Consider the following 23,069-nt stretch of genomic DNA (forward strand, 5'->3'; position numbering starts at 1 on the left):
CCCCTAATCTTCCTGTGGAGGTTCTTCTTCCTCTCCTTCTAACAACTGCTCCATTTCCGGCATGTACTTTTGAGCGATTTTTTCAAGGTCTCTGTCTGTTTTCCATTTTTCCCCGAAATACCACGCCAGTGCAATTTCAGGCCGGAGCATTCCAGCGGCAACCATTTGCTGGTATTCCGCCCAGGTGCGGTCCCGGTTGTACAGGACACCGTCCCCCCAATCAATCACCAGATTGTCGGAGTCCCAGTTGTCTGATCCCCCCGGAAGGCCGTACTCTTTTGCCATTGCAGCGCTTATTTTAAGCAGCTCCTGAAGTGCCTCTTCCCACGCCTGTTGTAGGTCAATGATTGTTAAGTTATAGTCTCCCTCACTGGATGTAATTTCTGTCGCCGTCCGTTCGGACGCCTCCACCTCGGAAAGAATTCCGCGCTTCATCCCGATAGCAGTTTCGATGTTTCGCAGGTATTCATTTTTTCGGGCAAGATAGCTCTGTTCCCGGAGGGCCGGCGAAAATACGGTCACGCCGACATTCTTTGTACTGTCATCTACAGCCAGGAAAACGTCGTCTTCCAGCCGCTTGTTCCCCTTTCTGTCCCTCGCCAGCATATCCTCGCTGGCGATGATACGAGACCGGCCGTGCTCAAACTCTCGTCCGAGCTGCCATTCGTTGCGGTCAATGCGGTGGATGAGAGCTGCCGCAGGGGCGTATACCGCGACCCCATCTGTCGACCCATCCACACAATTATCTGCCGGGGAGTGCAGCTTTGCCATCCCCAGCCCCATGGGCGTCCGGTAGGTGTGGCTCTCCTCTAAGCCTCCATATTTCGCGAGCGAATGGAGGCTTACCGGGCTTCCCAGCTCCCCACGGGTGTAACTGCGGAACAGCTTGTAGTCAATTGTGAGACGGCCATCTGGCCCCACAGTGCGGCGCTCTACCAGGGTGTAGACTTTTCCGGCCTCCTCGGTGATTTCCAGCATCCCAACACTGGTATCGTTTCCTTGGTCGTCTCTGGACAGCACCACGTAGCAGTCCCGGCGGACAACCGAGTAATGGATTCCTCCGCCCATCGGCACCGGCTTGATGTAGGCGTCTCCGGCAGATAGCATATTTTGCATGGCTCTCTTTTTCACCCGGTCGGCAGCTTCAAGCCATCTCTGCGCCGCCTCATCATTCCCCTTGAGGCTGGCGGAATACTCTCCAAAAATGGTCTTTTGCAGCTTGTTCACCACTGCGTATGCCATTCTCTGGCATGGGTCTTCCCTGGTCTCCTCGTCCTCTCGGGTTCTGTAGTAGAGGTTCAGCCAGTCTCCGATTGCCGCCTGCATCTCGGCAGAAGTGACGTCCTTGCAGTTTAGCGCCTGCTCAATCAGCGTCCCCTTCATCCGCCGCCCTCCTTCCCACTCGTTTTGTCAGTCTTCCAGCCATCTTCATTCCGTCGTGCAGCCCCTCTATATAGGCCTCTTTGTCGGAGAGCTGGCGCTTCAGATCCCGAATCTCCATCTCCTTCTCGGCCAGCTGGCGAAGTAGGTCTCCCCGGCACCACTCGGGCAGGAATCGCTTAAAAATCCATATTTTCAGTTTCTTCATCTGCCCCGCCTCCTCCAAACTCTTTCCATTGCATACCGTACGGCGTCTATGTGGTGATTGTCCGCGTCCGGGTATTCGTTCGTGGGCTCCCCGTCCTTGGTAGTCGTGTATTCGTATTCCGCAAACTCCCGGGCTGTCCTGGGGCATCTTTCCGGGTCAATGCAAATGGCGGACAGCCCTTGCAGCCACTTCATAGAGTAGGCCACGCTGCCCGGCCCCTTCTCCGCCTCTCGGCAACGCACTCCAAATGCCCGATAATCATCACAGCTCTTGTTTTCTGCACTGTCTGCGGTGACTATTTCGTCCGGGTCAATCCACTTCTTGACAATCTCTGCCGTTTCCTGGTTTCGCGCCTTCTGCCGCTCCTCCTCGCCGAATATGTAGAGCACCCGGCGCCCAGCGTCGTAGTGCATCCGATTGAATGCCCATGGGTCTGGGTACCAGCCCCAGTCAACGCCATTGTAGATGCGGTCAAAATGCTTGATTTGGTCGACCGAGATTGGCTCAAGGTGGAGATTGTCAAATACTTGAGTGCCGTTACCCACCACCTCACCCAAATACTCATGTCGGTACTTGATGGGGTTGGTATTTTCCAAATGCGCAGCATCATCGAGAAATCTTTGCCCCAGCCATTCGGTAGGGGTCGTCAGGTAGGTGGAGTGGTGGGCCAGCTTGCCCGGCTTGTTCTCAAGCACATAGCGGTTGGCCCAATTTCTGGCCGCCGCCGGCGGGTTGAAAGATTTCAGGGTCAGCGAGAAAGGCCCGCCGCGCAGAACGGATTGTTCCACATTGCGAACCTCCTCGGGGCCCGAAAATTGGTCAAGCTCCTCGAACCAGACGATTCCCACATATCCCCGCTGCATCTTGATGGACTTGACCTTGCCGGGGTCGTCTAACCCAAAAAACATGACCTTCTGGCCGGTCGGGGCGTAGACGATCTCCATCGGGGAGACTGTGGCCTTGCAGTATGCAGAAATCCCCAACGCGTCTGCCGCCCACATCATCTGCGCGTAGACGCTATTGCGGAGGGTGTTGCCGACCTTGCGGAGGACTACCGCATGGCAGTCAGGGTGCCGCAAGAGGGTGAGCCAGACCTCAATGGACGCGGTGCTGCTTTTGAGACTGCCTCGCCCGCCCGCCAATACCACCTCCTGCGCCTCCCCCTTGCGGATGGCTACGTGAACCGGGTGAAAGGCAGGGGCGATTACCTTATCCAGGGATATTGTCGACAATCTGCACACCCCCCTCTGCCGCCGGTTCAATCGGCTTGTCTCTCCACTTGCCAGGCCGCCGGTTTTTCAGCCAGAAAATTTGTGCGGTTACGTCTCCCGCCAACGCCTTATAGAGCAGCGCGTTTTCCACCTGATAGTCAACGACTTCTTTTCCCTTTTTTAGGGCGTCAGAAATGTCGCTGTATCTGTTTTTCCAGGCATACAGCGTAGTTCTTGCAATGCCGATTTTCCCCGCAATCTCCTCGTCTGTAAGTCCGTCTCTGGCCCATCCCTCGAGGCAGACAAGGCCCTCCGGGGTTAGCCATTCTTCGTATTTTCCTTTTGCCACCCCGGTCCCCCTTCTCCTGTCTCCCCAAACCCACCCTCCAGCGCCTATGCGATTCGCTTGCACTGGCACACCCGTTTTATCCCTGGGTCTTTTACTCTCCAGATAGCTCTCTGATAATCTCCAGCTCCCTGTCTGACAGCCCCCACACTTCGACCCCTACTTTTTCTGCGGTCGCCTTTTCGGCTGCTGCTTTTTCAGCCGCCGATTTTTCTGCCGCCGCTTTTTCAGCTTTCAACTTTTCTTCTTTTGCTTTCTTGGACAGCAGAAACCCTCCGCCAAAAATCGTCTTTTTGTGTGTGCGTTGGGCGTCAAGTGTTCGCACAAATGCCACGTCGAACCCCTTGATTTTAAGGTCACAATATTTCGCGATTTTTTGGATTTTGGCGGCTGTCAGAAGCTCGTCCGGGTAGTCGTATTTTGGAAGCTCTGCCTTGACTTTTTTAAGTGCCTCTCTCTGTATGGCACTTAAGGCCACTGTCAGGCCGCTGCATACATTAATTTTGTAATCCCCCATATTAGTGACAAACGACGTCCTAACTTTTGCCCCGTTTTCGTATTCAATGGCGCAGTCGATAATCACGCAGTTCACGGGCCTATTTTGTATGTGTGAAAATATCGTTAATGTTGGTGCGAAGAGGAAAAAGTCTATCCGCCTTTCGAGGTAAAAGTCTAGGATTTTTGACAAAACAGAAAACGGCGGGTTGTCAATAACCACACCGTTTTCTGGGTATTCATAGTTTTCATAATCCCCACCCGGATAAAATGGACGAACAACAGGCCGCCCCTCTAGCCCATACTCATTTGCCGCCCAGCTTTTTACGGCGTCGTATATGTACGGCGGAGTATAGCAGTCATCAGTTGTCTTTTTGGGCTTAAATTTTTCGACGAACTCCTCGTATGTCTTTGATTTCATTGCTCCTCCCGTTTTTTACTCCTCCTGCTCCAATACAGAGGCCGCTGCCCCGTCGTACCCCTTGGGCATCTTTTCGGCAGCATCTGTTAAGGCGTCCAGTAGAGCGGCTTCCTCCTCACAGGTAAGTGACGAGGAGAAACCAAGGCTGGCTGTTATGGTGTAGACGTACATTCGGCGCTCCCTATCTGCCCCAAAAATGGGCACGAAAAAGCCCACACCGTCAGGTGCAGGCTTGAATATTTGAGGCCGGGCCGAGGTGGTGAACCTCGCGCGATATGCCCCGCATCTGCGCCGCGTTGGCATACCGCTCACATCAGGCTACCCAGCATAGGGCCCACCCAGCCTACTGAGTACCCCGCGCGCTGAACGTAAGGCTTCGACTGGGCAGGCATAATCTAGGGGCCGGTGCGCTCCGGCCATTGTGTCCAAGCAAGGCGCGCATCCATCCTCACTTGGCCCACTATACACATTTTAGCAGGCGTTTTGCGTGCACAGTGCCAACTTTCAGATAATTCCGAATTTTTCGGCAACATCTTGAAGAAATCTATTCCTCCGCCGGTAGAAGTCCCGCCTACTCAACCCGTCCACCCCCAAAATCTCGAATGGGTAATTGCGCCCGCTCTCGCAGTTGAGTAAGATTGCATTGGTCAGCTTCCGCCGCAGCTCATCGTCCTGGAGGTCATTGCCGATCAGCAGCTTGGCCTTGTCCACGGCTGCCACCCGGCGGGCGTCCGGCGACCGCTCCAACCTCTCCAGGGCCTGCTGCATATTTTCCACCGGGCGGCCCACCTCGGAGGAATGGGGGTAATACTGACGGCAGGTCTCCCCTCCGGCGGCGTATTCGTCGAAACTGCACGGCGTCGCCAGAATGACATCCTGCCGGGCAGCCATGTACCTGCGGAGAGACGCCTTGTACCCTCTCACAATCCACAGGGCCTGCTGCTTGATGTCGTCGTCAAGGGTCTTTTTCGCCATCCTCCGCCTCCTTAATCCGAAATACTCTGTACCCCCTGATTGTCCCCGATTTCTGACGGCACACCGCTTGGTATATGTAGCTCAACGGCACTCCAAGATACCGCGCTACCTCCTCTGCCTTACCCACGCAAAGGGGCGGCTCCAGCTCGTCCGCCGTGGTCGCCATGTAGAGGTTATAGGGTACGCCCATAGTCCTCCGCCTCACACTCCGGCGGGTCAGGTAATGGCATCCAGTGGGTGACCTCTCCAGGGGAGCATCTCCACATCCAATTCCCACCCGAGCTTATCCACCTCTCCTGCGTTCGGAGGGTTACCCCGTTTTTGTTTTTGATAGCCACCAGTACCTTGACCTTTTTGCGGCCTTGGTTTTCGGCCATCTGCTCCGGCATCATGTCTTCGCACTTAATCCACATCATTTTTCCACCCGCTTTCTGTTTCTCCAATATCCCTCTGGACTGTACATTTTGCACAAATACGCTCTCAACCAACTATGAGGGAGGCGATTTGACCCATATTTGGTTTTTGCCCGGCATTCCATCTCTAATTCTGGGTATTCAGCATGATTGTGTTCGCAGTATCTGCAACTTTTGTGCTTTTTCCTGTATTCTTCAACCGTCATTTTTATCCTCCATCCTCGCCCCGCAGTTGGGGCAGCACATACTCCGCCACTCGTCTGGCTTGTACCTGTCACAGTGAGAGCATACCAGCCCGCCGGTGGGGTGCTCAATCCAATGGCCGTGCGGTTGCAGGTCTTTGGGGTCGATGGTGGGGCAATTATCAAGCAGAGCATCAATTGCCAACCGGTGTACTGGATTAGGCCAGCACTCTGCCGCAAAGCGCTTTGCTTCGTCTGCATCAATCGGTCTCATGGTCTTCCTCCTCTCTCGGTGCCCAGGCACTGCAATAGCCGCCCAGCCCAGGCGCTTCCACGTCGTCTACCATCTCCCACACACAGCATGGGCACGGTAGCGCAATCCCCTGCCGGGTGCACTCCTCCTGTGCCTTCCGGTCGCCCAGCAGGGCGCGTCTGATTAGGTTATTCATTTGGTTTCTCCTCAAAATGGTGCGCCGTCACCGCCAACGGGAAATCTTCTATCTCGCTGGCCCATCTGGCGGTCCTCGGCCCGCTGATGGTCTCCCAAATCAATGGAAATCCGCCGATGCCGTCAAACAGGCTGCCCAGGGTGGCTCCTCTCCCGAGCTGGTCCAGGATGCCTTGCAGCACATACTCCGCGCACGGCAGGGCGATGGAGTTGCCCAGCGCCTTGTATCTCGCAGTGTCCACTGCGTGGCGGGTGCGCCCCTTGCTGTCTATGTAGTCCGGGATGTCTGTCCAGCGGTCTGGGTAGCCTTGGAGGCGTTCACACTCTAGTGGGGTCAGACGGCGAGCAAACCCTCCGGTCACAAGGTACTGGTCATTCCGGCAGGATGGTGTCCCGGTCTGTTCTTCTTGCACGAGCGGGCCCTTCCCGCCGCCTGGGCAGCCTCCCCTCTCTCTGATTGTGAAAGCCACTCCATCAACTGGTCGTAGTGCTCCGCCTGCCAGCGCAGCACCTCCTCCAGCAGGGGCGGCGCCGGTTTTCCCCTCTGCTCGGCCCGCCCCAAAATGCCGCGGCAGGCGGTCTCGCTCAAATAATATTTCGCTGGCACGTTGACCGCCAAAGTCGGCGACAAGGTAGATACGACGACGACGCTGGGGCACTCCCCAGTATTGCGCGTCCAGTATTCTCCAGGCAATCGAGTAATCGTTTCCCATGATCTCTCCTGCGGTTGTCCATTTTCCCGCAGGTCGAGGGATAGGTACGGTTTCTCCCGCGACGGTGGCAAGTTCCTGGAGCACCGCAAGGAAGTCTTCTCCTTTGGCACTGGAGAGAGCGCCTGGGACGTTTTCCCAAACAATGAAAGTTGGGTATTCTCCATCTGTTGCTTCCCTCATTTCTCGTATAATTCTTGTGGCCTCAAAAAATAGGCTGCTGCGCTCCCCGTCAAGACCTGATCGCCCGCCGGCAATCGACAGGTCCTGGCACGGGCTCCCGAATGTGATGACATCCACCGGCTCGATTTCCGCGCCGTTGATGTGGGTCACGTCTCCTAGTTGGAGCATATCCACACCCCTTTGTGCTGTACTCCCCAGGCCACCGCCTCCTGGTGGCTCTCTACCGCCAGGTCAATCTTGTGCCCCTTGATTGCCCCGCCGGTGTCCTGTACCACCCGCTCCCCTATGCCGTCTATGTAGACTCGCGTCCCCAGCGGCAGCACATCTGGGTCGGCAGCCACGGTCACCCCTGGGGCCACCGGCTCCCCGCTCTTGGTGGTGGGGGTTCCGCCGCAAATGTGTGGGTACTGCTCGGCGCAGTAGGCGACGATGGTATATTCTCCGGCGTAGGTCATCTGGGCGACGGCTTCGGCGGCCGGGGACAGCGCATGGGGCTGGGTGGCCGCCGGGTGTTGGAGGGTGAGCAGGGCCAGCAGCATGATCAGGTATTGGGCCGCCTCTCTCACGATTTCCACCCGTCCAGCAGTATGACCTCTTCCTCCATTTCAGCCCAGCGGATTGGCAAGTCTACCACATAGAGCCCGTCATCCGTCTTGTTCAGCTCGTCCTCCGCCAATTTTCGGCGAAACCTCACCTCTGCTCCTGCCGGCATGTTGTCAAGCTCGTTCATCAGCTCATAGACTTTCATCGCGCATTCTCCTCCCCGCTATATAGTCCCTGGTCGCCTCTCCCCAATCTTCCAGGCGCATGATGGCAACCCATTCGCAATTGTTCCGCCGGTGCATCACCACCGGCAATTCTCCGTCCTTGGCGTCTCCGATTGCCTGCGCCAGCGCGTCATAGAGGTGGAGGGCCTCCACCCTCTTGCACTCGATGTGCATCCCTGGCACCCCTACAATGTCTGCGTCTCCATTGGCCCCACAATACTGCTGTCCGCGTCTGGCAACGGCATACCCCAGCCCGCGCAGGGCCTTGGCAAGTTCGATTTCGCCGCGTTTTCCCTTGTTCCTGCTCGATTTCCCCATCACACCGCCTCCAGCATCAGTCGCAGGGCGTACCGACCATCCGGCACCTCCGCGATCATTCGTCCAACTTGTCTGACGTCCACCCCATCTTTGCCGTCCCACTCAATCGACACGAGAGGCCGATTTTCGCCCCGATAAGGCGTATATCTATCGTTTCTGGTGTCCGTTTCCGTCTCCCCCATTTTCGCGCCTTCCTGGGCTAATTTCAGGGCCCTGTAGTTTTCTGCGGCTGCTTGCGCCTCCTCCGGGGTAAGCTCGCCGGCAATGTGCTTGAGCGCGGCTCCAATCCCCAACCGCTCAAACTCCTTGCGCACGGTCAGCTGGGAGCACCCCAGCAGTCTTGACATTTTGCCCGCTGACCAGATACCATAGCGGGCAGCCCAGTAGCGCAGACGCTCGCGCTTGACATCCTCGGACAGCTGCTTGTAGACGACCCATTTGACGGGTTGTGCCATGTTGTCCAGCACCAGGGCACCAGGTTTGGTGTACTCTCTCCGCTCTTTGGCGGGCATGGTGTCCACCGGGGTTTTGACTGCGTTTCTGGGGCCTTGTTTCGACGGGGCCTTGTGGTATGCCCCGCTCCCCGTGCTCTTCTGCTCGCGGATGCTGGCCGCGAGGTCTCTTGCAATTTCGTTCATGCTGTCCTCCTATTTCAGCCGGTAGTTTTTGGATTTGTCGGGCGAGAGGGAGAGCTGATAGCCCCCCGCCTTGGTGCGCTCGTACACGCGGCTTCCCACCGCCTCATCAATGTCCAGCAGGTCGTTCATGGTTTTTTCGCTGGAAATGATTGTGTACAATTCGCGGTTGTTGTAGCGGTAGTTGAGCAGCTCAAAGGCGATGTTGACGTCCGCCGCCGAGGGGAATTTGCCCTTCTCGACCTTGAAAAGGTCGTCTATGTACAGGACGGGAACGGTTTTTAGCGGGGAGATAATGGCGTTGTACTGCTGATCGTCGGTGACGCAGGCCTTGAGCTGGACTACCTCGTCCCGCCAGAGCATGTATTTTGCTGCCATCCCCCGGCGCATCAGCTCGGTTGTGATTGCCGTACAGATGTGAGTTTTCCCGGCCCCAACTTGCCCGCCAAAGTACCACCAGCGGGCTTCCTCGTCCGCTAGAAAGCGCTTGGCGGTCTCCATGACTTTGCCCTGCCAGGGCTCCCGGGTCTCGTAATTTTCAAGCGTGTAGAGGTCGACCACATCTCGCAGCCCGCTCCGTTCGATTCTCCACAGGCTTTTTCGGGCGGCCATACACCGGCACTCTCTTGTTGTTACATATCCGTTGATGATTTCCATGACCGAGCCCTTGTTTTTACAGATGGGGCAATCCACTCCGTCTAGCGCCCCGGACTTGCTGTTGTAGACGTCACAGCGGTTTTGCAGCATCTGCTCATAAGTCCAGACCGTTTTTGATTCCCCAGTCAGTTTGAGGTTTTTGAGCGCTTCTGCCATCGCTTCCATCTTTGCGTCTCCTCTCCCAATTTCTCACAGCCGCTTTCCAGTCCTTCATTGGGGTCTTCCCAATTCGCCAGCCCTTGGCGATGTAGTAGTCCACAAATGCCTCTGGGTCGATTTGGTAGCCCTTTTCCTGACAGTAGTCCCGCACCTCAAAAATTGACGGCTGCTTGAACTTTGGGGCTGTGGCCCCTTTATATTTTTTATCTATATCTGGGTTAGTATCTGGTATAGTATCTGGTATTGGTTCGCCCATTTGGGCATTTTGATTTGCCCGTTCGGGCAAATGGAATTGCCCATTTTGGCAAATCGATTTGCCGTCCGTGAACCCCCCGTAAATCTCCAAAACCTCGTCTCCGAGAGCGTACCAGTTGGTGCGGTCGTAGCCAGACTTGTTGTAATTGCCCTTGATGATTGCGCCGGATGCAACGCACCTGTCAACAATCGTCCGAATCTGCTTTGAGGTAAAATATGGGAACAATTTGGACAGGGCGGCGAGGCTGTTGTACGTCCAGTGACGACCGTCGTAGTAGTGCCGCCCATTGGCCTCATTTTTCATAATCCAGAAATATAGGCTGTGGATAAAGACTGCCGAAGTCACCCCGTAACGCTTGGCAACCTCCGTGTTAAAGCTGTGCTCCATGCCCCCACCCCCTAAAACGGGAGGTCGCCGGGCACGTCGGCAAAGTCAACCAGCGGGGTCATGGGTGTCTCCACCACCGGGCCGGTCTCCTGCTTGCCGCAAAAATTGACGTTGGCGGCCACAATCTCTACGGCGGTGCGGTTGTTGCCCGCCTTGTCCTGGTACTTGCGGGCCTGAATTGACCCGTCAACGGCAATCAGGTTTCCTTTCTTGAAGTAGCGGCAGACAAACTCGGCGGTTTTGCCCCAGGCCACCACGTTGATGAAGTCGGTCTGGCGCTCCTGCCCTTGCTTGACGAAGGAGCGGGCCACCGCCACGGTGAAGCTGGTAACGGGCACGTTGTTGGGGGTCTGGCGAAGTTCCGGGTCGGCTGTCAAGCGGCCCATAATTGCGGCTATATTAAGCATCTTATACCCTCCTTACAGGTAGTTCCGGCCAAATTCTCGGCGGAAATCGTCTATTGTCTTGCCTTGCTCCTCCATCCACTTTCGCTGTCCGTACTGGTGGAGGGCAAGGGCGGTCTGCGCGTTGTGGTGGGCACCCATCGGCGGCTCATTGTGGCACCAGTGGCAGAGGCCAATCACAAGGCCGTACCGCTCGCTTTTCCGGCGGCAGGAGCCACCGAAAATGTGATGGCGTTCAAGCGGCAGCCAGCGGTGACAGATGGGGCACTCGCCAATCATCGTCTGCACCCCTCTGCCATCAAGGCCAACTGCTCCGGGGTGGCGGTCTCTATCCCCAGCCCCTTGGCTTCCTCCACCACATCGTCCAGCAGCCGGGACATCTCGGCAGTGCTGTAAGCGCTTGACCCCCAGTAGGCCATCACTGTGACCCATCCATCCAACCCCATGTCTGCGGTCTCTGCCACCCAGCCAATGCCTCGCGATCGCCAGCGGCGGCACCATTCTGCGGCGGCGTCCTCCCGCATCGGGATAACATCAACCACCCCCACCCGCTTGACAGCGGCGCGGTAGACCTCCTCCTTGGTGGAGCGCACGGCCTTGGCAATCTGGTCGCATAGCGCCCACAAGTAGGCGTTGGCGTCCAGCGATCGCTTGCGCCGTTTGGGGCCGAGGGCGGCGGTACAGTCTCCCGACATCTGGTCTACCCACCGGCGGGCCGCTGGGGCGTTGGCCACCTTGAGCATCAGCCAGCAGCCGTCTCCCTCCCAGCACTGGGCCGCCGAAAAATCAAGCTCCAGCTGCTGCATCTGGCTTGCGCTCCAATCTCTGCATCACACCCACGTACTGGGCCAGGGTGATGTCTCTGATGTTGTTGACAGAGGTCTCTGACTTGCTGGACAACCAGTCAAGCATCCCCTCTACTGTCCAGCCGGTGCGCTTGATTTCGCCGAGGAGGGACGCTTGCTTGATCTCGTCGATTTTGGCCTCCTTGACTTTCCTCTCCTCTTCCTTGGCGGCCTTCTGGGCGTCCTCCGGCAAATCCTCCCCGGCGTATATGTAGAGGCCCAGGCCGTGCCGGGCAAGCGCCTTGGTAAGACTGCGCTGGATGGCCTTGTTGACGTCGAAAGAGGTGACATTTTCAGCCAGGATGGACTTGTTGCGATTGTCCATGACCGGCAGGTATTCGATGTGCTCAATCCCAGCCACAGTGACGCCCGTCTTGACCCAGCAGGTGCGCCCGTCGGTGTGGTAGTTCCAGCCGTCGGCATTCTCGTAGATTCGGTACTGCGCGTCCGGGTGGAGCTTCTTGACCTCTCCCCAGGCCCACGCCCAGGAGAGATAAGATAGGCCGTTTTTCTTCTCGATTTTGTCGCCCACATTTAAGGCGTTCAGCTCCGCGAAATAGTTATCCATCAGTCATCAAGCTCCTTATAATGTACTTTTTGGTTGTAATCTAAGTATTCGAAAAAGTCCTCATTTCCGCTGCAATATTCGCGCACTGCGGAGGGCCAGTCAAACCGCGTTCCGCGGAGTGTTTCGGCTCCCAGTTCTCCGGAATCGAGGAGGAAGTCAAGGAAGTTGTGCCACTGATCGCGGCTCTCACTCACAAAGGCGATCATCTCCTCAAACTCTGCATCCTCGGTGACGCTCTCGACGAGGCATCGTGTGCAGAGCCTCTCCCCCTCATACTCCCAGCGCGCCTCGTTGTCGCAGAGATCGCATTCGGGCGGCGCCCACTCCGGCGCGTTGGGACACCCTGAGGGACATGTTGTCTGACGGCAGACGTCACACATTGACTTTTGCGCCTCCTTGGTCTATAATCTGGGGGTGGTTTTTAGCTTTGCCGTCTTCGGTGTTCGCAGCATCGAGGGCGGCTATCTTTTTGCGGTAGCGCCGATTGAGGAGCCGTAGATTGTGTTTCTGCCACTCCACCAGGGAGCAATACCCACAGACTGCCAGTTTTTCGGCGAGAGGTGCTTCCTCATCGGCCAATTTTCGGGGCAAATCAGCCGTCATACGGTAGACTTGGGTGCCTGGGCCTGCTTGTGCTTTGGCCCTTGTTGCGACGGAGATTTTCGGGGTCTCTGTTGGATTGGGGTGTCTTATGTAGTCAATTGGCACTCCCCAATCTGTCGCCAGGGCCTCCGCCTGCTCTACCGTGAGGTCTACAAGCCCCAACTCAACCTTTTTGTACAGGCGATTATCCATCCGCATTTTTGTGTCGCTGGCCGGCACCCGATGGAGGACAGCAACCGCCTCTTTCGGGGATTTCCCGGCGCTGTATCGATGTAATTTAAGTGAGGTCATTGCTTTCCCCTCCTCTTCTTAATCCGCTCCGTCCTCTCGATCTCGATGACGGTTTTGGCGTTGTAGTCGCCCCTCCACTCCCGCTCCTTGCGCCTGAGCTCTTCTGCTGCCTGCTTGGCTTTGCGGTAGTGGATGCACTTGTCGTGATCCCAACACTCGTTGTGCTTGGGACAATCCATACACGGGTAGATCATCACCGGTACCCCCTATTTTTCTCGCGGATAAACTCCGGAATTTTGCGGCCGGTAGCCCTGCAAAGGCAGACACAGCGGCCAATATCATAGTCAAAAGGATCATCCCCTCGCGGAAAAGAGGTGTACTCTTTCCACCTTCGACCCGATTCTGCATCGCTTTTAGCTAGGTGTAAGACGGTCTTGTTTTCCGATTTTTTATATCCAAGTACTGGGCTCAGGTGTCGGTGGTGCAACTCCAGGATCATCTCGTCAGACAGTCGGGTGGCCTCCTCGATCTCGGCCTCTGTCCACTCGCGGGCCTTGCGCTGATGCTCGGCGATTGCGTCCTCTACCGCCTTATGGGCGGCGGCCTTATCGGCGGGGTCAATCTCGATGGTGAGGGTGTTCGCCAGACCGGCGATCATTCCGTCGCACCAAAACCAGCCATCCCCTGCGTATTCATCGCGATCTTCTTCCATCTTGTAAGGGTTATCTAGGTGTTTTTCGATCCTCCGAACGGTCATTACCTTCCCGAGCCACTTGTCCATTTCTCCGTCGCCGTTCATTTCCTCGGTGCGGTAGTTGACGATCCTCACCCGGTCTCCTACTTTATACATTTTTCTCTCCTCTCCACACCAGCAGCGCCGCCACAATGCAGCCAAGGCCACAAGCGGCAAGTCCGATTACGTGGGTTAGACTGGTTCCTGCGTCGCTCATGCCACCAGACAGCAGTAAGAGCGCCGAGCCGATGGCGGTTAGTTTTGTGGGGGTCATGCTGTTTCCTTCCTTTCTTCTTGCTCCATGAGGCCAAGTGCCTCAATGAGCAGCTCTTTCGGACTTTTCTGCCGTTCTTTTTGCGGCCGACCCCGGCGCCGAAACTCGACGCCATCAGGTGGAAAAACAATATGTAGCCGCTCCGGGGGTTCCCTGATGATCTCTAACACTCGGTACATCTCCGACTGCCTCCAATTGGCTCTGCCTGATAGGCGATCGCTCGCAGATGTTGGAGACGAAAAGCCGAGAAGTTGCGACAGATACGAAACATCCACTCCCAACTCTCGGAGTCTCTGTCGAAGGTAGCGATATGTATCTGGCGATTTTCCCATGGTGTTCACCTCCTTTCTTTCCTCCTTTTTGCGGTGGTTTCCTCACTTAAACCCCTAATGCAGATTGCGCAAACGGTTGCTACTGCTGCTATTTCGTCTGCACTACTGCCCCATTGACCTGGAAAGCAATTTCAAATACTGCTGATTCTCCGGCATCCTGGCTTACCCTGTAAGACAAAACGTCGTCGATTTCTTGTCCATCAATAAAAACGCGTGTCGAATACCCATCTCCACGAATCTCTACCGACTTCGCCAAGCTCTTCACCTCCTCCCCCGCTTCGGCGGGGTTTTTTACGCGGGTTTCTTGCTCGCCTCTTTGGCCTCCTCGATGGCGTTGAGCGAGGCCAGGTCGCAGCCCAGGCTCAACAGCACCTCCCTTTTCAGGCTATCCATTTTTTCTACTGCCTGGCAGAGACGGGCCAGACTGTTTTTCTCGGTCGTGGTCATTCGGATCACCTCCTTTCAAGCGATTTTCCCAACCACACGGCGGGCCAACATCATCATTTTTACCTGCTGGTAGTCCATACCCATCTCCAGCAGCACCGCAATCTGGTTTTGTGCCTTTGCGACCGCCAGGAGCTCGTCGGCGTGCATATAGTCGGCGGCTACCGCTGTTGCTGAGGCCTCCCGCTCTTTGCGGAGCTGGGCGGCGGTTTTCCCGATGGCCGCACGATAGGCCAAGTCCGTGAAATTTTTGTAGGCCCAGGGGCTGTCCGTTTTCTCCCGGATCACGTCGGTCAGTTCCCTCCGGATGGGCTTTAACTCTGCCCGGCGGATTGCCCGTTTTTGGAGCTCCGCCCGCATGAGGAAAAACTGCCGCACCAAATTCTTTTTAAACTCTCTGACCGGCTCTGTGTTTTTGAGGTAGGTCAGTAGCAGGGTGGCCTGGGGCTCGTTGAGGTGGTAGATCATGTGTGGACGCCCGCCAACGCTACCCCCGGAGGGTTTATGGATTTCAAATCCATAAACCCCAAACTCTTCAAAATCGGGTTTATGTTTCCGAAGCAGCCGAGTAATTGTATGGTGCTCCACCTCTGCGCACTTGGCTATAATCTCCGAGGTGGTAAAGGGCTCCGACCCTACTTTGTCATGGCTCAAGTAGACCAGTGTTTCCGTTTGTCTCAACTCCTTTCTTTTTAAGTACTTCGATTTCAAATCGAAGTACTCCGTTCTGTCTCTCCAGGGGTGGGGTTTCGGCATTTAAAATGCGACTACCCCTTCTCACCCTCCTTTCTCGTGCTCGTTTTGCTTTTCTGTACTTGTGATTTGCTTACTACAAGCATTGTAACGCATCTTAATTCTTTTGTCAACCATTATTTTGATATTTTTTGCTCTTTACAAGAATTTTTAAATGTGGTATACTCATATTGCAGTGTAAGGAGGTGACAAAAATGCAGCCATATGAACGTATCCGTTATATAAGGAAAGAGCTATTAGAGATGACCCTCGAAGAATTTGCAAGGCAGATTAACATTTCCCGGTCTAACCTAGGGAATATCGAGACAGGCAGAATACGCCTCACTGACCGGGTGGTCACTGATATCTGCGAAAAATATGGGGTCAGCAGAAAATGGATCGAAGAGGGTGTGGAGCCAATTTTCTCCCCAGTTTCTCGCGATGACGAGATCGCCATTTTCGCCGCGGACATTATCCGGGATCCCGATGATTCCTTCCGGCGGCGTCTGGTGGGGGTGCTCTCCCAGCTGACCTCTGACCAGTGGGAGCTGCTGGCGGACATCGCCGAAAAATTGGCAGAGAAAAAGGAGTAGGCAATTGCCTACTCCTCTTCCCGGGGTGCTGCTATCGAGCCAAACGCTGGACAAATAGGTAGATGCTCCGCAAAAGAGCGCCGTCGGTCATTCGTTGTACTAGATGAGTTATGTGCTTTCGATACGTCTCCGGGGTCATTTCGTTCACGCTCCTATTCAGCCCGCACAAGTTTCTTGGTAGCAATTCAATAATAGAACGAATGTTCTTGTTCTTCAAGAGGAAAATTGCACAAAAGAAACGAAATTTTATTGGTTCGTTTCGCTTTTTCTTCCTCCTTTCTTGTCTATATTTTACAGCTGATTGTAAGTCATATCAATTAGACAAGTTGCACACGCAACCGTTTGGCAAATTTTGTGTTTTGCCATCTCCGGCAAAACACATTCAAAAACGGCGTTATGATGCCATTTTTCGACAGCAGCGCAAAATATTTTCCAGCGAATATACAACAGGTAAATATTGCCTTGCACAATGTTTCTAAAAACAAAAAGACCCGCCCAACGGTAAGGCGCTGGACGGGCAACGAACAGAGCAGATAGTTTGGGAGCCATCTGCCCTGTCAGTATAGCATATTTTGGCGGGAGGGTGCAACCATGAGAAAAAATGAAGCCATCTGGATTGAAAAAAGCCAACGCTGGCAAATCAAAGTTCAGAAGGATGGAGTACGCAGGGCTTTTTACAGCTCCACCCCTTCCAAAAGGGGGAAAATTGAGGCGGAAAGGAAAGCAGATAACTGGCTGGCCTCCAATACCAAAAACGAAAACATTCGCTTCGCTCCGCTTTGGGCTGATTTTCTCGCAGAAGTGCATCTAACCACCAGCACATCTAATTACCGAAACCATGAACTGCACGGGAGACGATGGTTTCTCCCTCGTCTGGAGCACAAATATGCCCGCGACATCACCATCCAAAACTGGCAGGACTGCTTGAACGACGCCTATCGATCCGGGCTTTCAAAGAAAAGCATCAAGAATATACGCGGATCAGTGACCGCCTTTTATAAATATTCTTTCAAGCGCGGCATTCCAATGGTTCGGCCAGAGTTTTTGGAAATACCTAGAGACGCGCCCGTTGGAGAGAAAAAAATCCTCCAGCCAGACAATATGAAAACGCTTTTTTCGGAGGACACCATTGTCCGATACGGGAAGGAAGAACCGGCCTTTTTCATCCATGCGTGGCGGTTTATGGTGCTTGCAGGGCCGCGCCGAGGAGAACTCTGCGGGATTGACCAAAGGCAAGACCTAAAGGGAAACACACTCTTTATTCGCCGCTCCATCAACCACTACAATGAGGTGACCGGCGGGAAGACAGACAACGCCCAGCGAGGATTCGTCCTCTCTTCCCGAGCAATGGAAGAAGTCGAGGCGCAAAAAGAGATGCTAAAGCGTCTGGGCATAAAAAGCCGATGGCTATTCCCCGACGAAAACGGAGATCGGTTAGACCCCAAGCATCTATCAAAAAAATGGGAAACATACCGAAAGCAGCATGGAATTTCATGTAGCTTGCATGAGCTACGCCACACCCTGATCTCAGTTGCAAAAGCAGACGTACCAGAAGAACTTCTCAAAATGATTGTTGGCCACAGTGCCAACATGGACACTTTTGGCGTCTACGGCCACGAGGTGGACGGGGAGCTGGAAAGGGCGGCCAAACTTCTGGACAAGGCCTTCGATCGCATTCTAGAGTAAAAACAAAAGTGGGTTCAAAAGTGGGTTACGGGAAGCAAGAACCGCTCAACAAATCGCATTGTTGAGCGGTTCTTTTGGTGCCGGTGGCCGGACTCGAACCGGCACGCTGTCACCAGCGGTGGATTTTGAGTCCACTACGTCTGCCAATTCCATCACACCGGCATTTTTAGTACCTTGTTATTATATACGTTCCCCCTGCAAAATGCAAGCCCTTTTCCCCCTCCCGCCACGAGGGGTCACGCGCCCTCCTTCGCGCCTGCCCCCCGCTGCCGCCGCGCCTGAAAATAGGCCCGGTTTTGCCGCACCGAGGGGTGATCCGGCTTGCTGCGGGCGGCGAGCTCGTTTTCCTCCTCCGCCCGACGCCGATCCCCCAGGCGGTCGTAGCAGACGCACAGCTGAATGTGGGGCAGAAAGCCGTAGCAGTCGGGCTCCGTAAAGCCGCCCGACGCGGGGTCAAAGGGGACTTCCAGCGCCCGGCGGTACCAGTATATCGCCCGCGGCCAGAGCCCTTTATCGAAAAACCGCCGGGCAATGTCGCAGCAGACCTCCGCCCGCGGCCGGTCAAAGGCAAAACTCCAAAAAAGGGCCCGCAGCGCCCGCCCCGGCTGCCCCTGCCGGTCCAGGCAGCGGGCCAACTCCCGGCAGGCGCTCACCTGGTTTTCCACCCACCCCTGGCCGCCCTCCAAAAAGGCCGTCAGCACCCGCTCCCCCTCCTCCAGCCGGCCGGCGTAGCAGAGTTCCCGCCCAAAATAGAACTGCTGGCGGGGGGTGAGGGGGCCCTTGGCCGCCTCCTTTTCAAAGATGCGCAGATTTCGCCCCGGGTCCCGTCGGTGGAGCTTTTGGTGGGTGACGGCGATTTCCCGGCGGATCACCCTGCCCTGTGGGGTCACCGCCTCGTGCACCGCCCCCTCGAAGCGAAAGCCCCGATCCCGCCGCCAGAGCCGTTCCCGGTAAAAGGAGAAGGTGGGCCGCCCCGCCCGGTCAAAGGCGGTGTTGTAGCGCAGCATCACCATGTCCACCGATTTGTCCAGCTCCCCCTTGAGGGCGATCAGCGCCTCCCTGTCTGCGGGCAGCAGCACATCGTCGGCGTCCAACCAGAAGAGGTACTCCATCCGCCCCTTCTCCAGGGCGAAGTTGCGGGCGGCGGCAAAGTCGTCGCACCAGGGAAAGTCGTACACCCGCGCCCCCTTTTCCAGGGCGATCTGCCGGGTGCGGTCCCTCGAGCCGGTGTCCACCACGACCACCTCGTCGGCCACCCCGGCCACACTGTCCAGGCAGCGGCCCAGAACGTCCTCTTCGTCCCGAACGATCATGCAAAGGCTAACAGTCGCCAAAGCCCATTCCCCCTTCTCCCCGCCGAGGCGGCGGCATGGGCCAGTCTATGCGCCGAAAGGGAAGGCTGTTCCCCCGCAAAATTTTTTCCCGTCCCCTGCAGCCGATTGCACTGGCGGGTTTTTCCATGTACAATAGCAGGTGTTCCGCCCGTTTTCGACCGGCGTCGCGGGGGTGCGGCAGGGGGGATTTTCCCCTCTCTTCCCGGCGGCCGGACAGGCGGCAATCTGCATGTGAGGAGGATCCCCCTTTGCCAAACACCTTCAAGGGAATTGTCTACACCATCGCCTCGGCCGTCATCTTCGGCATCACCCCCGTTCTCAGCAAACTCACCTATTCCATGGGCAGCAACGCCTCGATGGCGGCCTGCTTTCGCGGGCTGCTCTCCCTGCCGGTGCTGCTGTGCATCCTGCTGGCCCTGCGCATCCCCCTCAAGATCACCCGCCACCAGCTGGTCTCGGTGATCGTCTGCGGGCTGGTGGGCTCCACCGCCACTGCCATCACCCTCGGCATCGCCTACAACTACATCCCCGTGGGGATGGCCACCACCCTCCACTTCATCTACCCGGTGCTCACCACCGCCGCCTCGGTCGTCTTTTTAAGGGAAAAGCTCTACCGCTACAAGGTGGTGGCCCTGGTGCTGGCCACCGCCGGCATCGCCACCTTTATGGAGCCGGGCGGCAGCCTCGTCGGCATTCTGCTGGCCCTCTCTTCCGGCGCCTTCTACACCTTCTACATCATCTGGATGGACAAGAGCGGCCTCAAAAACCTGAACTCCTTTCTCTTGACCTTCTACCTCTCTTTGGTCATCGGCCCGGCCTCCGCCCTCTACGGGGCGCTCACCGGGCAGTTCACCCTCTCCCTCACCGCCACCGGCTGGGCGCTGACAGCGGTCTCCTCCCTCTTGGGGGCCGTGGGGGCCATGACCCTCTTTCAGCTGGGGCTGCGCCACGCCGGGCCCTCCCTGGCCTCCATCCTCAGCATGTTCGAGCCCATCACCAGCGTGCTGATGGGGCTGCTCTTCCTGGGGGAGGGCATCTCCCCCCTCAAGCTGGGCGGCTGCGCCCTGATCCTCTGCTCCGTCGCCCTCATCGCCCTGCACCAGCGGGGGGAGGTGCGCCGCCCCGAACCCGAAGTCTCCGAGCCCGATGGGGAAAAAACACCCTCTTCTGCCCGTTGACAGAATTCTTCCCCTGCCCTATAATGGCACCGTAAGAACAACGGCGTTCGCCCGCGGGTCACTGCACCCTGCGCGGCGAACGCCGTTTTTTTGTTCCCCGATCCTGGGGACTGGCGGTGAACAGAAAGGGAGAATCCAGATGCTGCGAGCAATTGTGGGAATCAACTGGGGCGACGAGGGGAAGGGACGAATGGTGGACCTGCTCTCCTCCGGCTGCAAAGCGGTGGTGCGCTACCAGGGGGGAAACAACGCCGGCCACACGGTGGTCAACGAGCGGGGGCGATTTGTCCTCAACCTGTTGCCCTCGGGCATTCTGCGGGAAGGGGTGGTCAACGTCATGGGCCCCGGCATGGTCATCGACCTAGAGCACCTCTGGGGCGAGATCATCCGACTGCGGGAGGCCGGGGTCGCCGTCACCCCCGAAAACCTGAAAATCAGCGACCGGGCGGTCATCTGCCCGCCCTACGACAGGCAGCAGGACATTTTGGAGGAAGAGCGCCTGGGCGCCGCCGCCTACGGCTCCACCCGCCGGGGAATCGCCCCGGTCTATGGCGACAAATACCTGAAAAAGGCCCTTCGCATGGGGGAGCTGGACGATCCCGACGCCCTCTCCCGCCGGCTGCAAGACATTGTGCGGTGGAAGAGCCTCACCTTCACCGGGGTCTACGGCGCGCCGCCCTTAACCCCCCAACCGGTGTGGGAGTGGCTGATGCACTTCGGCCAGCCCCTGCTCCCCTTTGTCTGCGACACCGGCCGCTACCTGGACGAGCTGGCCCGCCGCGGGGACGACGTCCTCTTTGAAGCCCAGCTGGGGGCCCTGCGGGATATCGACTATGGCATCTACCCCTACACTTCGTCTTCCTCCACCCTGGCCGCCTACGCCCCCATCGGCGCGGGCGTTCCCGGGCGACAGCTGGATCGGGTCATCGGGGTTCTCAAGGCCTACTCCACCTGCGTGGGGGAGGGGCCCTTCCCCGTCGAGCTCCTGGGAGAGGCGGGGGACGCGCTGCGCCAGAGCGGCGGCGAGTACGGCGCGGCCACCGGCCGCCCCCGCCGGGTAGGGCCCTTTGACGCGGTGGCCTCCCGCTACGGGGTGCGGGTGCAGGGGGCCCACGAGCTGGCCCTCACCAAGCTGGACGTCCTCTCTGACCTCGCCGAGATCCCCGTCTGCACTGCCTACCGCATCGATGGGCGGGAGACCGCCGACTTCCCCATGGGCAGCGCGCTGGACAGGGCCGAGCCGGTCTACACCGCCCTCCCCGGCTGGAATCTCCCCATCGGCCACTGCCGCCGCTTGGAAGAGCTGCCCCCTCAGGCCATCGCCTATGTGGACTTCATCGAACGGCTGGTGGGCTGTCCCATCACCTATCTGTCGGTAGGCCCGGAGAGGGAGCAGTACATCGAGAGGGGGCGGTCGTAGTGGAACACGGCTCCTACGAGAGCGAGCTGGCCACCCGCTACGCCAGCGGGGAAATGTGCCGCCTCTTCTCCCAGGCGCACCGGGTGCGCACCTGGCGCGCCCTCTGGATCGCCCTGGCCAAAGCCGAGCGGGAGCTGGGCCTCCCCATCACTGCCGAGCAGATCGAGGAGTTGGAGCGCCAGGCCGACTCCATCGACTTTGCGGCCGCCGCCCGCAGGGAGGAGGTCTGCCGCCACGAGGTCATGGCCCACATCTACGCCTACGGCCTCGCCTGCCCCAAGGCCAGGGGGATCCTCCATCTGGGGGCCACCAGCTGCTTTGTGCTGGACAACGGCGACCTGCTCACCATGCGGGAGGGACTCGCCCTCCTCCGGCGCAAACTGCTAAACGTCCTCGCCCTGCTGGGGGACTTTGCCGACCGCCACCAGTCCCTGCCCTGCCTGGGCTACACCCACCTGCAGCCCGCCCAGCTCACCACCCTGGGCAAGCGGGCAACCCTCTGGCTGGCCGACTTCCTCGCTGACTGGCGAGAGCTGGACCGCCAGTTGACCGCTCTCCCCTTCCGGGGGGCCAAGGGGGCCACCGGCACCCAGGAGAGCTTTCTCGCCCTCTTTGACGGCGACGCCGCCAAGGTGGACGCCCTGGAGGAAAAACTGGCCGCGGCCTTCGGCTTTGTCGAGCCCCTGTCGGTCTGTGGACAGACCTACTCTCGCAAGGTGGACTTTCAGGTGGCCGCCGTCCTGGCGGGGCTCTGCCAGTCGGCCTACAAGTTCGCCGGGGACCTGCGGGTGCTCCAGAGCGTGCACGAGGTGGAGGAGCCCTTCGGCCAAAACCAGGTGGGCTCCTCGGCCATGCCCTACAAGAGAAACCCCATGAAATGCGAGCGGGTCTGCGCCCTGGCCCGCTACGGGATGGCCGCCCTGCAAAACCCCCTCTTCACCGCCGCCAGCCAGTACTTCGAGCGCACCCTCGACGACTCGGCCAACAAGCGGCTGGCTATGGCCGGTCTCTTCCTCACCTGCGACGGTATCCTCGAGCTCCTGCTGGACATCTGTGCCGGGCTGACAGTCTACCCCAAGGTCATCGCCCGGCGGGTAGAGGAGGAGCTCCCCTTCCTCGCCAGCGAGGAGATTTTGATGCGCGCCGTCAAGGCCGGCGGTGACCGGCAGGCCCTGCACGAGCGGCTGCGCCAGCACAGCATGGCCGCCGGTCGGCGAGTCAAGGAGGAGGGCCTCCCCGGCGACCTGTTGGAGCGGGTGGCCGCCGACCCGGCCTTTGGCATGGACCTGGCCCAGCTAAAAGCTCTCCTCGACCCCGCTGCCTTCACCGGCCTCGCCGTCCGCCAGACCCGCCGCTTTTTGCAGCGGGAGCTGGCTCCCCTTTTGGCCCAGTACGCCGACTTGTTGGGCATGCACGCCCACCTAAACGTGTAACGCCCCCTCCTCTCCGCCGATTTTCTCTCGATTGCGCCCTCTTTTTGGCAATTTGTTTGCAGTTTTTAGAAAAGATTGCTATGATATGGGTATCTGAACACGTCGACA

The 23,069-nt window shown here is 57.6% G+C and carries 31 protein-coding genes, 1 tRNA gene and 1 pseudogene; 5 read left to right on the plus strand and 28 right to left on the minus strand.

The genetic code is table 11. The annotated features are described in order from the left end of the window. Nucleotides 1-3: 3 nt before the first annotated feature. The 26 genes and pseudogenes from KQI11_RS05710 to KQI11_RS05840 form a co-directional block, all read right to left on the minus strand. Entirely contained in the window at nucleotides 4-1,383 is a 1,380-nt protein-coding gene (locus tag KQI11_RS05710; RefSeq protein WP_216401406.1) for a phage portal protein, read from the minus strand. Continuing rightward, nucleotides 1,364-1,588, minus strand: coding sequence for a hypothetical protein (locus KQI11_RS05715; RefSeq protein WP_216401407.1), 225 nt, complete (start codon nucleotides 1,586-1,588; stop codon nucleotides 1,364-1,366). Before KQI11_RS05715 ends, KQI11_RS05710 begins: the two co-directional genes overlap by 20 nt. Further along, entirely contained in the window at nucleotides 1,585-2,820 is a 1,236-nt protein-coding gene (locus tag KQI11_RS05720) for a PBSX family phage terminase large subunit (protein WP_216401408.1), read from the minus strand. The genes KQI11_RS05715 and KQI11_RS05720 overlap by 4 nt, the downstream gene beginning before the upstream one ends. Then, the gene (locus KQI11_RS05725) at nucleotides 2,798-3,148 is read right to left on the minus strand and encodes a transposase (RefSeq protein WP_216401409.1); all 351 of its coding nucleotides are present in this window, start codon (nucleotides 3,146-3,148) and stop codon (nucleotides 2,798-2,800) included. The genes KQI11_RS05720 and KQI11_RS05725 overlap by 23 nt, the downstream gene beginning before the upstream one ends. Nucleotides 3,149-3,239: 91 nt before the next feature. After that, complete coding sequence (locus KQI11_RS05730; protein ID WP_216401410.1) at nucleotides 3,240-4,061, minus strand: hypothetical protein; 822 nt, start codon at nucleotides 4,059-4,061, stop codon at nucleotides 3,240-3,242. 15 nt (nucleotides 4,062-4,076) lie between these two features. Then, on the minus strand, nucleotides 4,077-4,232 hold the full coding sequence (locus KQI11_RS05735; RefSeq protein ID WP_216401411.1) for a hypothetical protein: 156 nt from the start codon (nucleotides 4,230-4,232) through the stop codon (nucleotides 4,077-4,079). Between the two features lie 333 nt (nucleotides 4,233-4,565). After that, on the minus strand, nucleotides 4,566-5,036 hold the full coding sequence (locus KQI11_RS05740) for a hypothetical protein (protein ID WP_216401412.1): 471 nt from the start codon (nucleotides 5,034-5,036) through the stop codon (nucleotides 4,566-4,568). Nucleotides 5,037-5,209: 173 nt separating this feature from the next. Beyond that, nucleotides 5,210-5,452, minus strand: coding sequence for a DUF551 domain-containing protein (locus KQI11_RS13450; RefSeq protein WP_216401413.1), 243 nt, complete (start codon nucleotides 5,450-5,452; stop codon nucleotides 5,210-5,212). An 806-nt stretch (nucleotides 5,453-6,258) separates the two neighbouring features. Continuing rightward, nucleotides 6,259-7,140, minus strand: a pseudogene (locus KQI11_RS13215) (DNA cytosine methyltransferase); the annotation flags it as partial. Beyond that, nucleotides 7,128-7,547, minus strand: coding sequence for a 3D domain-containing protein (locus tag KQI11_RS05760; RefSeq protein ID WP_353653925.1), 420 nt, complete (start codon nucleotides 7,545-7,547; stop codon nucleotides 7,128-7,130). The pseudogene KQI11_RS13215 and the gene KQI11_RS05760, both read right to left, overlap by 13 nt. After that, nucleotides 7,535-7,720 carry a hypothetical protein gene (locus KQI11_RS05765; protein ID WP_216401414.1) on the minus strand — a complete coding sequence of 62 codons (186 nt, stop codon included), beginning with the start codon at nucleotides 7,718-7,720 and terminating at the stop codon, nucleotides 7,535-7,537. Before KQI11_RS05765 ends, KQI11_RS05760 begins: the two co-directional genes overlap by 13 nt. Beyond that, nucleotides 7,707-8,057: a hypothetical protein gene (locus KQI11_RS05770; protein ID WP_216401415.1), complete on the minus strand. Its 351-nt coding sequence runs from the start codon at nucleotides 8,055-8,057 to the stop codon at nucleotides 7,707-7,709. The genes KQI11_RS05765 and KQI11_RS05770 overlap by 14 nt, the downstream gene beginning before the upstream one ends. Then, complete coding sequence (locus KQI11_RS05775; RefSeq protein WP_216401416.1) at nucleotides 8,057-8,695, minus strand: hypothetical protein; 639 nt, start codon at nucleotides 8,693-8,695, stop codon at nucleotides 8,057-8,059. Before KQI11_RS05775 ends, KQI11_RS05770 begins: the two co-directional genes overlap by 1 nt. Before the next feature lie 9 nt (nucleotides 8,696-8,704). After that, nucleotides 8,705-9,514: an ATP-binding protein gene (locus KQI11_RS05780; RefSeq protein ID WP_216401417.1), complete on the minus strand. Its 810-nt coding sequence runs from the start codon at nucleotides 9,512-9,514 to the stop codon at nucleotides 8,705-8,707. Then, nucleotides 9,444-10,151 (minus strand): hypothetical protein, encoded by a 708-nt coding sequence (locus KQI11_RS05785; protein ID WP_216401418.1) that lies wholly within the window; start codon nucleotides 10,149-10,151, stop codon nucleotides 9,444-9,446. The genes KQI11_RS05780 and KQI11_RS05785 overlap by 71 nt, the downstream gene beginning before the upstream one ends. Before the next feature lie 11 nt (nucleotides 10,152-10,162). After that, entirely contained in the window at nucleotides 10,163-10,558 is a 396-nt protein-coding gene (locus KQI11_RS05790; protein ID WP_216401419.1) for a single-stranded DNA-binding protein, read from the minus strand. A gap of 272 nt (nucleotides 10,559-10,830) precedes the next feature. Continuing rightward, nucleotides 10,831-11,361, minus strand: a complete 531-nt coding sequence (locus KQI11_RS05795) for a hypothetical protein (protein ID WP_216401420.1) — start codon at nucleotides 11,359-11,361, stop codon at nucleotides 10,831-10,833. Beyond that, nucleotides 11,342-11,968 (minus strand): Sak single strand annealing protein, encoded by a 627-nt coding sequence (locus KQI11_RS05800; RefSeq protein ID WP_216401421.1) that lies wholly within the window; start codon nucleotides 11,966-11,968, stop codon nucleotides 11,342-11,344. Before KQI11_RS05800 ends, KQI11_RS05795 begins: the two co-directional genes overlap by 20 nt. Then, the gene (locus tag KQI11_RS05805) at nucleotides 11,968-12,348 is read right to left on the minus strand and encodes a hypothetical protein (protein ID WP_216401422.1); all 381 of its coding nucleotides are present in this window, start codon (nucleotides 12,346-12,348) and stop codon (nucleotides 11,968-11,970) included. Before KQI11_RS05805 ends, KQI11_RS05800 begins: the two co-directional genes overlap by 1 nt. Then, nucleotides 12,341-12,862, minus strand: coding sequence for a hypothetical protein (locus KQI11_RS05810; protein WP_216401423.1), 522 nt, complete (start codon nucleotides 12,860-12,862; stop codon nucleotides 12,341-12,343). Before KQI11_RS05810 ends, KQI11_RS05805 begins: the two co-directional genes overlap by 8 nt. Continuing rightward, nucleotides 12,859-13,056, minus strand: coding sequence for a hypothetical protein (locus tag KQI11_RS05815; protein ID WP_216401424.1), 198 nt, complete (start codon nucleotides 13,054-13,056; stop codon nucleotides 12,859-12,861). The genes KQI11_RS05810 and KQI11_RS05815 overlap by 4 nt, the downstream gene beginning before the upstream one ends. Continuing rightward, a complete protein-coding gene (locus tag KQI11_RS05820; RefSeq protein ID WP_216401425.1) occupies nucleotides 13,056-13,631 on the minus strand; it encodes a hypothetical protein in 576 nt (191 codons plus the stop codon). The genes KQI11_RS05815 and KQI11_RS05820 overlap by 1 nt, the downstream gene beginning before the upstream one ends. A gap of 174 nt (nucleotides 13,632-13,805) precedes the next feature. Continuing rightward, nucleotides 13,806-13,979 carry a hypothetical protein gene (locus KQI11_RS05825; RefSeq protein WP_208076070.1) on the minus strand — a complete coding sequence of 58 codons (174 nt, stop codon included), beginning with the start codon at nucleotides 13,977-13,979 and terminating at the stop codon, nucleotides 13,806-13,808. A gap of 250 nt (nucleotides 13,980-14,229) precedes the next feature. After that, nucleotides 14,230-14,397 carry a hypothetical protein gene (locus KQI11_RS05830; protein ID WP_216401426.1) on the minus strand — a complete coding sequence of 56 codons (168 nt, stop codon included), beginning with the start codon at nucleotides 14,395-14,397 and terminating at the stop codon, nucleotides 14,230-14,232. Nucleotides 14,398-14,432: 35 nt separating this feature from the next. Next, on the minus strand, nucleotides 14,433-14,588 hold the full coding sequence (locus tag KQI11_RS05835; protein WP_216401427.1) for a hypothetical protein: 156 nt from the start codon (nucleotides 14,586-14,588) through the stop codon (nucleotides 14,433-14,435). A 15-nt stretch (nucleotides 14,589-14,603) separates the two neighbouring features. Further along, on the minus strand, nucleotides 14,604-15,296 hold the full coding sequence (locus tag KQI11_RS05840) for a Rha family transcriptional regulator (protein WP_286172585.1): 693 nt from the start codon (nucleotides 15,294-15,296) through the stop codon (nucleotides 14,604-14,606). Nucleotides 15,297-15,532: 236 nt separating this feature from the next. Here KQI11_RS05840 and KQI11_RS05845 point away from each other — a divergent pair, with 236 nt between their 5' ends. Then, nucleotides 15,533-15,910 carry a helix-turn-helix domain-containing protein gene (locus tag KQI11_RS05845; RefSeq protein WP_216401429.1) on the plus strand — a complete coding sequence of 126 codons (378 nt, stop codon included), beginning with the start codon at nucleotides 15,533-15,535 and terminating at the stop codon, nucleotides 15,908-15,910. Between the two features lie 591 nt (nucleotides 15,911-16,501). Further along, complete coding sequence (locus tag KQI11_RS05850) at nucleotides 16,502-17,596, plus strand: tyrosine-type recombinase/integrase (protein WP_059004709.1); 1,095 nt, start codon at nucleotides 16,502-16,504, stop codon at nucleotides 17,594-17,596. A gap of 75 nt (nucleotides 17,597-17,671) precedes the next feature. Here KQI11_RS05850 and KQI11_RS05855 read toward each other — a convergent pair. Further along, nucleotides 17,672-17,758, minus strand: a tRNA-Leu gene (locus tag KQI11_RS05855). 74 nt (nucleotides 17,759-17,832) lie between these two features. After that, entirely contained in the window at nucleotides 17,833-18,930 is a 1,098-nt protein-coding gene (locus KQI11_RS05860; RefSeq protein WP_216401430.1) for a tetratricopeptide repeat-containing glycosyltransferase family 2 protein, read from the minus strand. Nucleotides 18,931-19,178: 248 nt separating this feature from the next. Between KQI11_RS05860 and KQI11_RS05865 the strand changes: the two genes are divergently transcribed. From KQI11_RS05865 to purB, 3 genes are all read left to right on the plus strand, one after another. Then, on the plus strand, nucleotides 19,179-20,108 hold the full coding sequence (locus tag KQI11_RS05865; RefSeq protein WP_286172586.1) for a DMT family transporter: 930 nt from the start codon (nucleotides 19,179-19,181) through the stop codon (nucleotides 20,106-20,108). A gap of 139 nt (nucleotides 20,109-20,247) precedes the next feature. Then, complete coding sequence (locus KQI11_RS05870; RefSeq protein ID WP_216401432.1) at nucleotides 20,248-21,528, plus strand: adenylosuccinate synthase; 1,281 nt, start codon at nucleotides 20,248-20,250, stop codon at nucleotides 21,526-21,528. Beyond that, a complete protein-coding gene (gene purB, locus KQI11_RS05875) occupies nucleotides 21,528-22,961 on the plus strand; it encodes an adenylosuccinate lyase (protein WP_216401433.1) in 1,434 nt (477 codons plus the stop codon). The genes KQI11_RS05870 and purB overlap by 1 nt, the downstream gene beginning before the upstream one ends. The last annotated feature ends 108 nt before the right edge of the window (nucleotides 22,962-23,069 follow it).

The organism is Acetanaerobacterium sp. MSJ-12 (assembly GCF_018917875.1).
GTDB lineage: Bacteria > Bacillota > Clostridia > Oscillospirales > Ruminococcaceae > Bittarella > Bittarella massiliensis.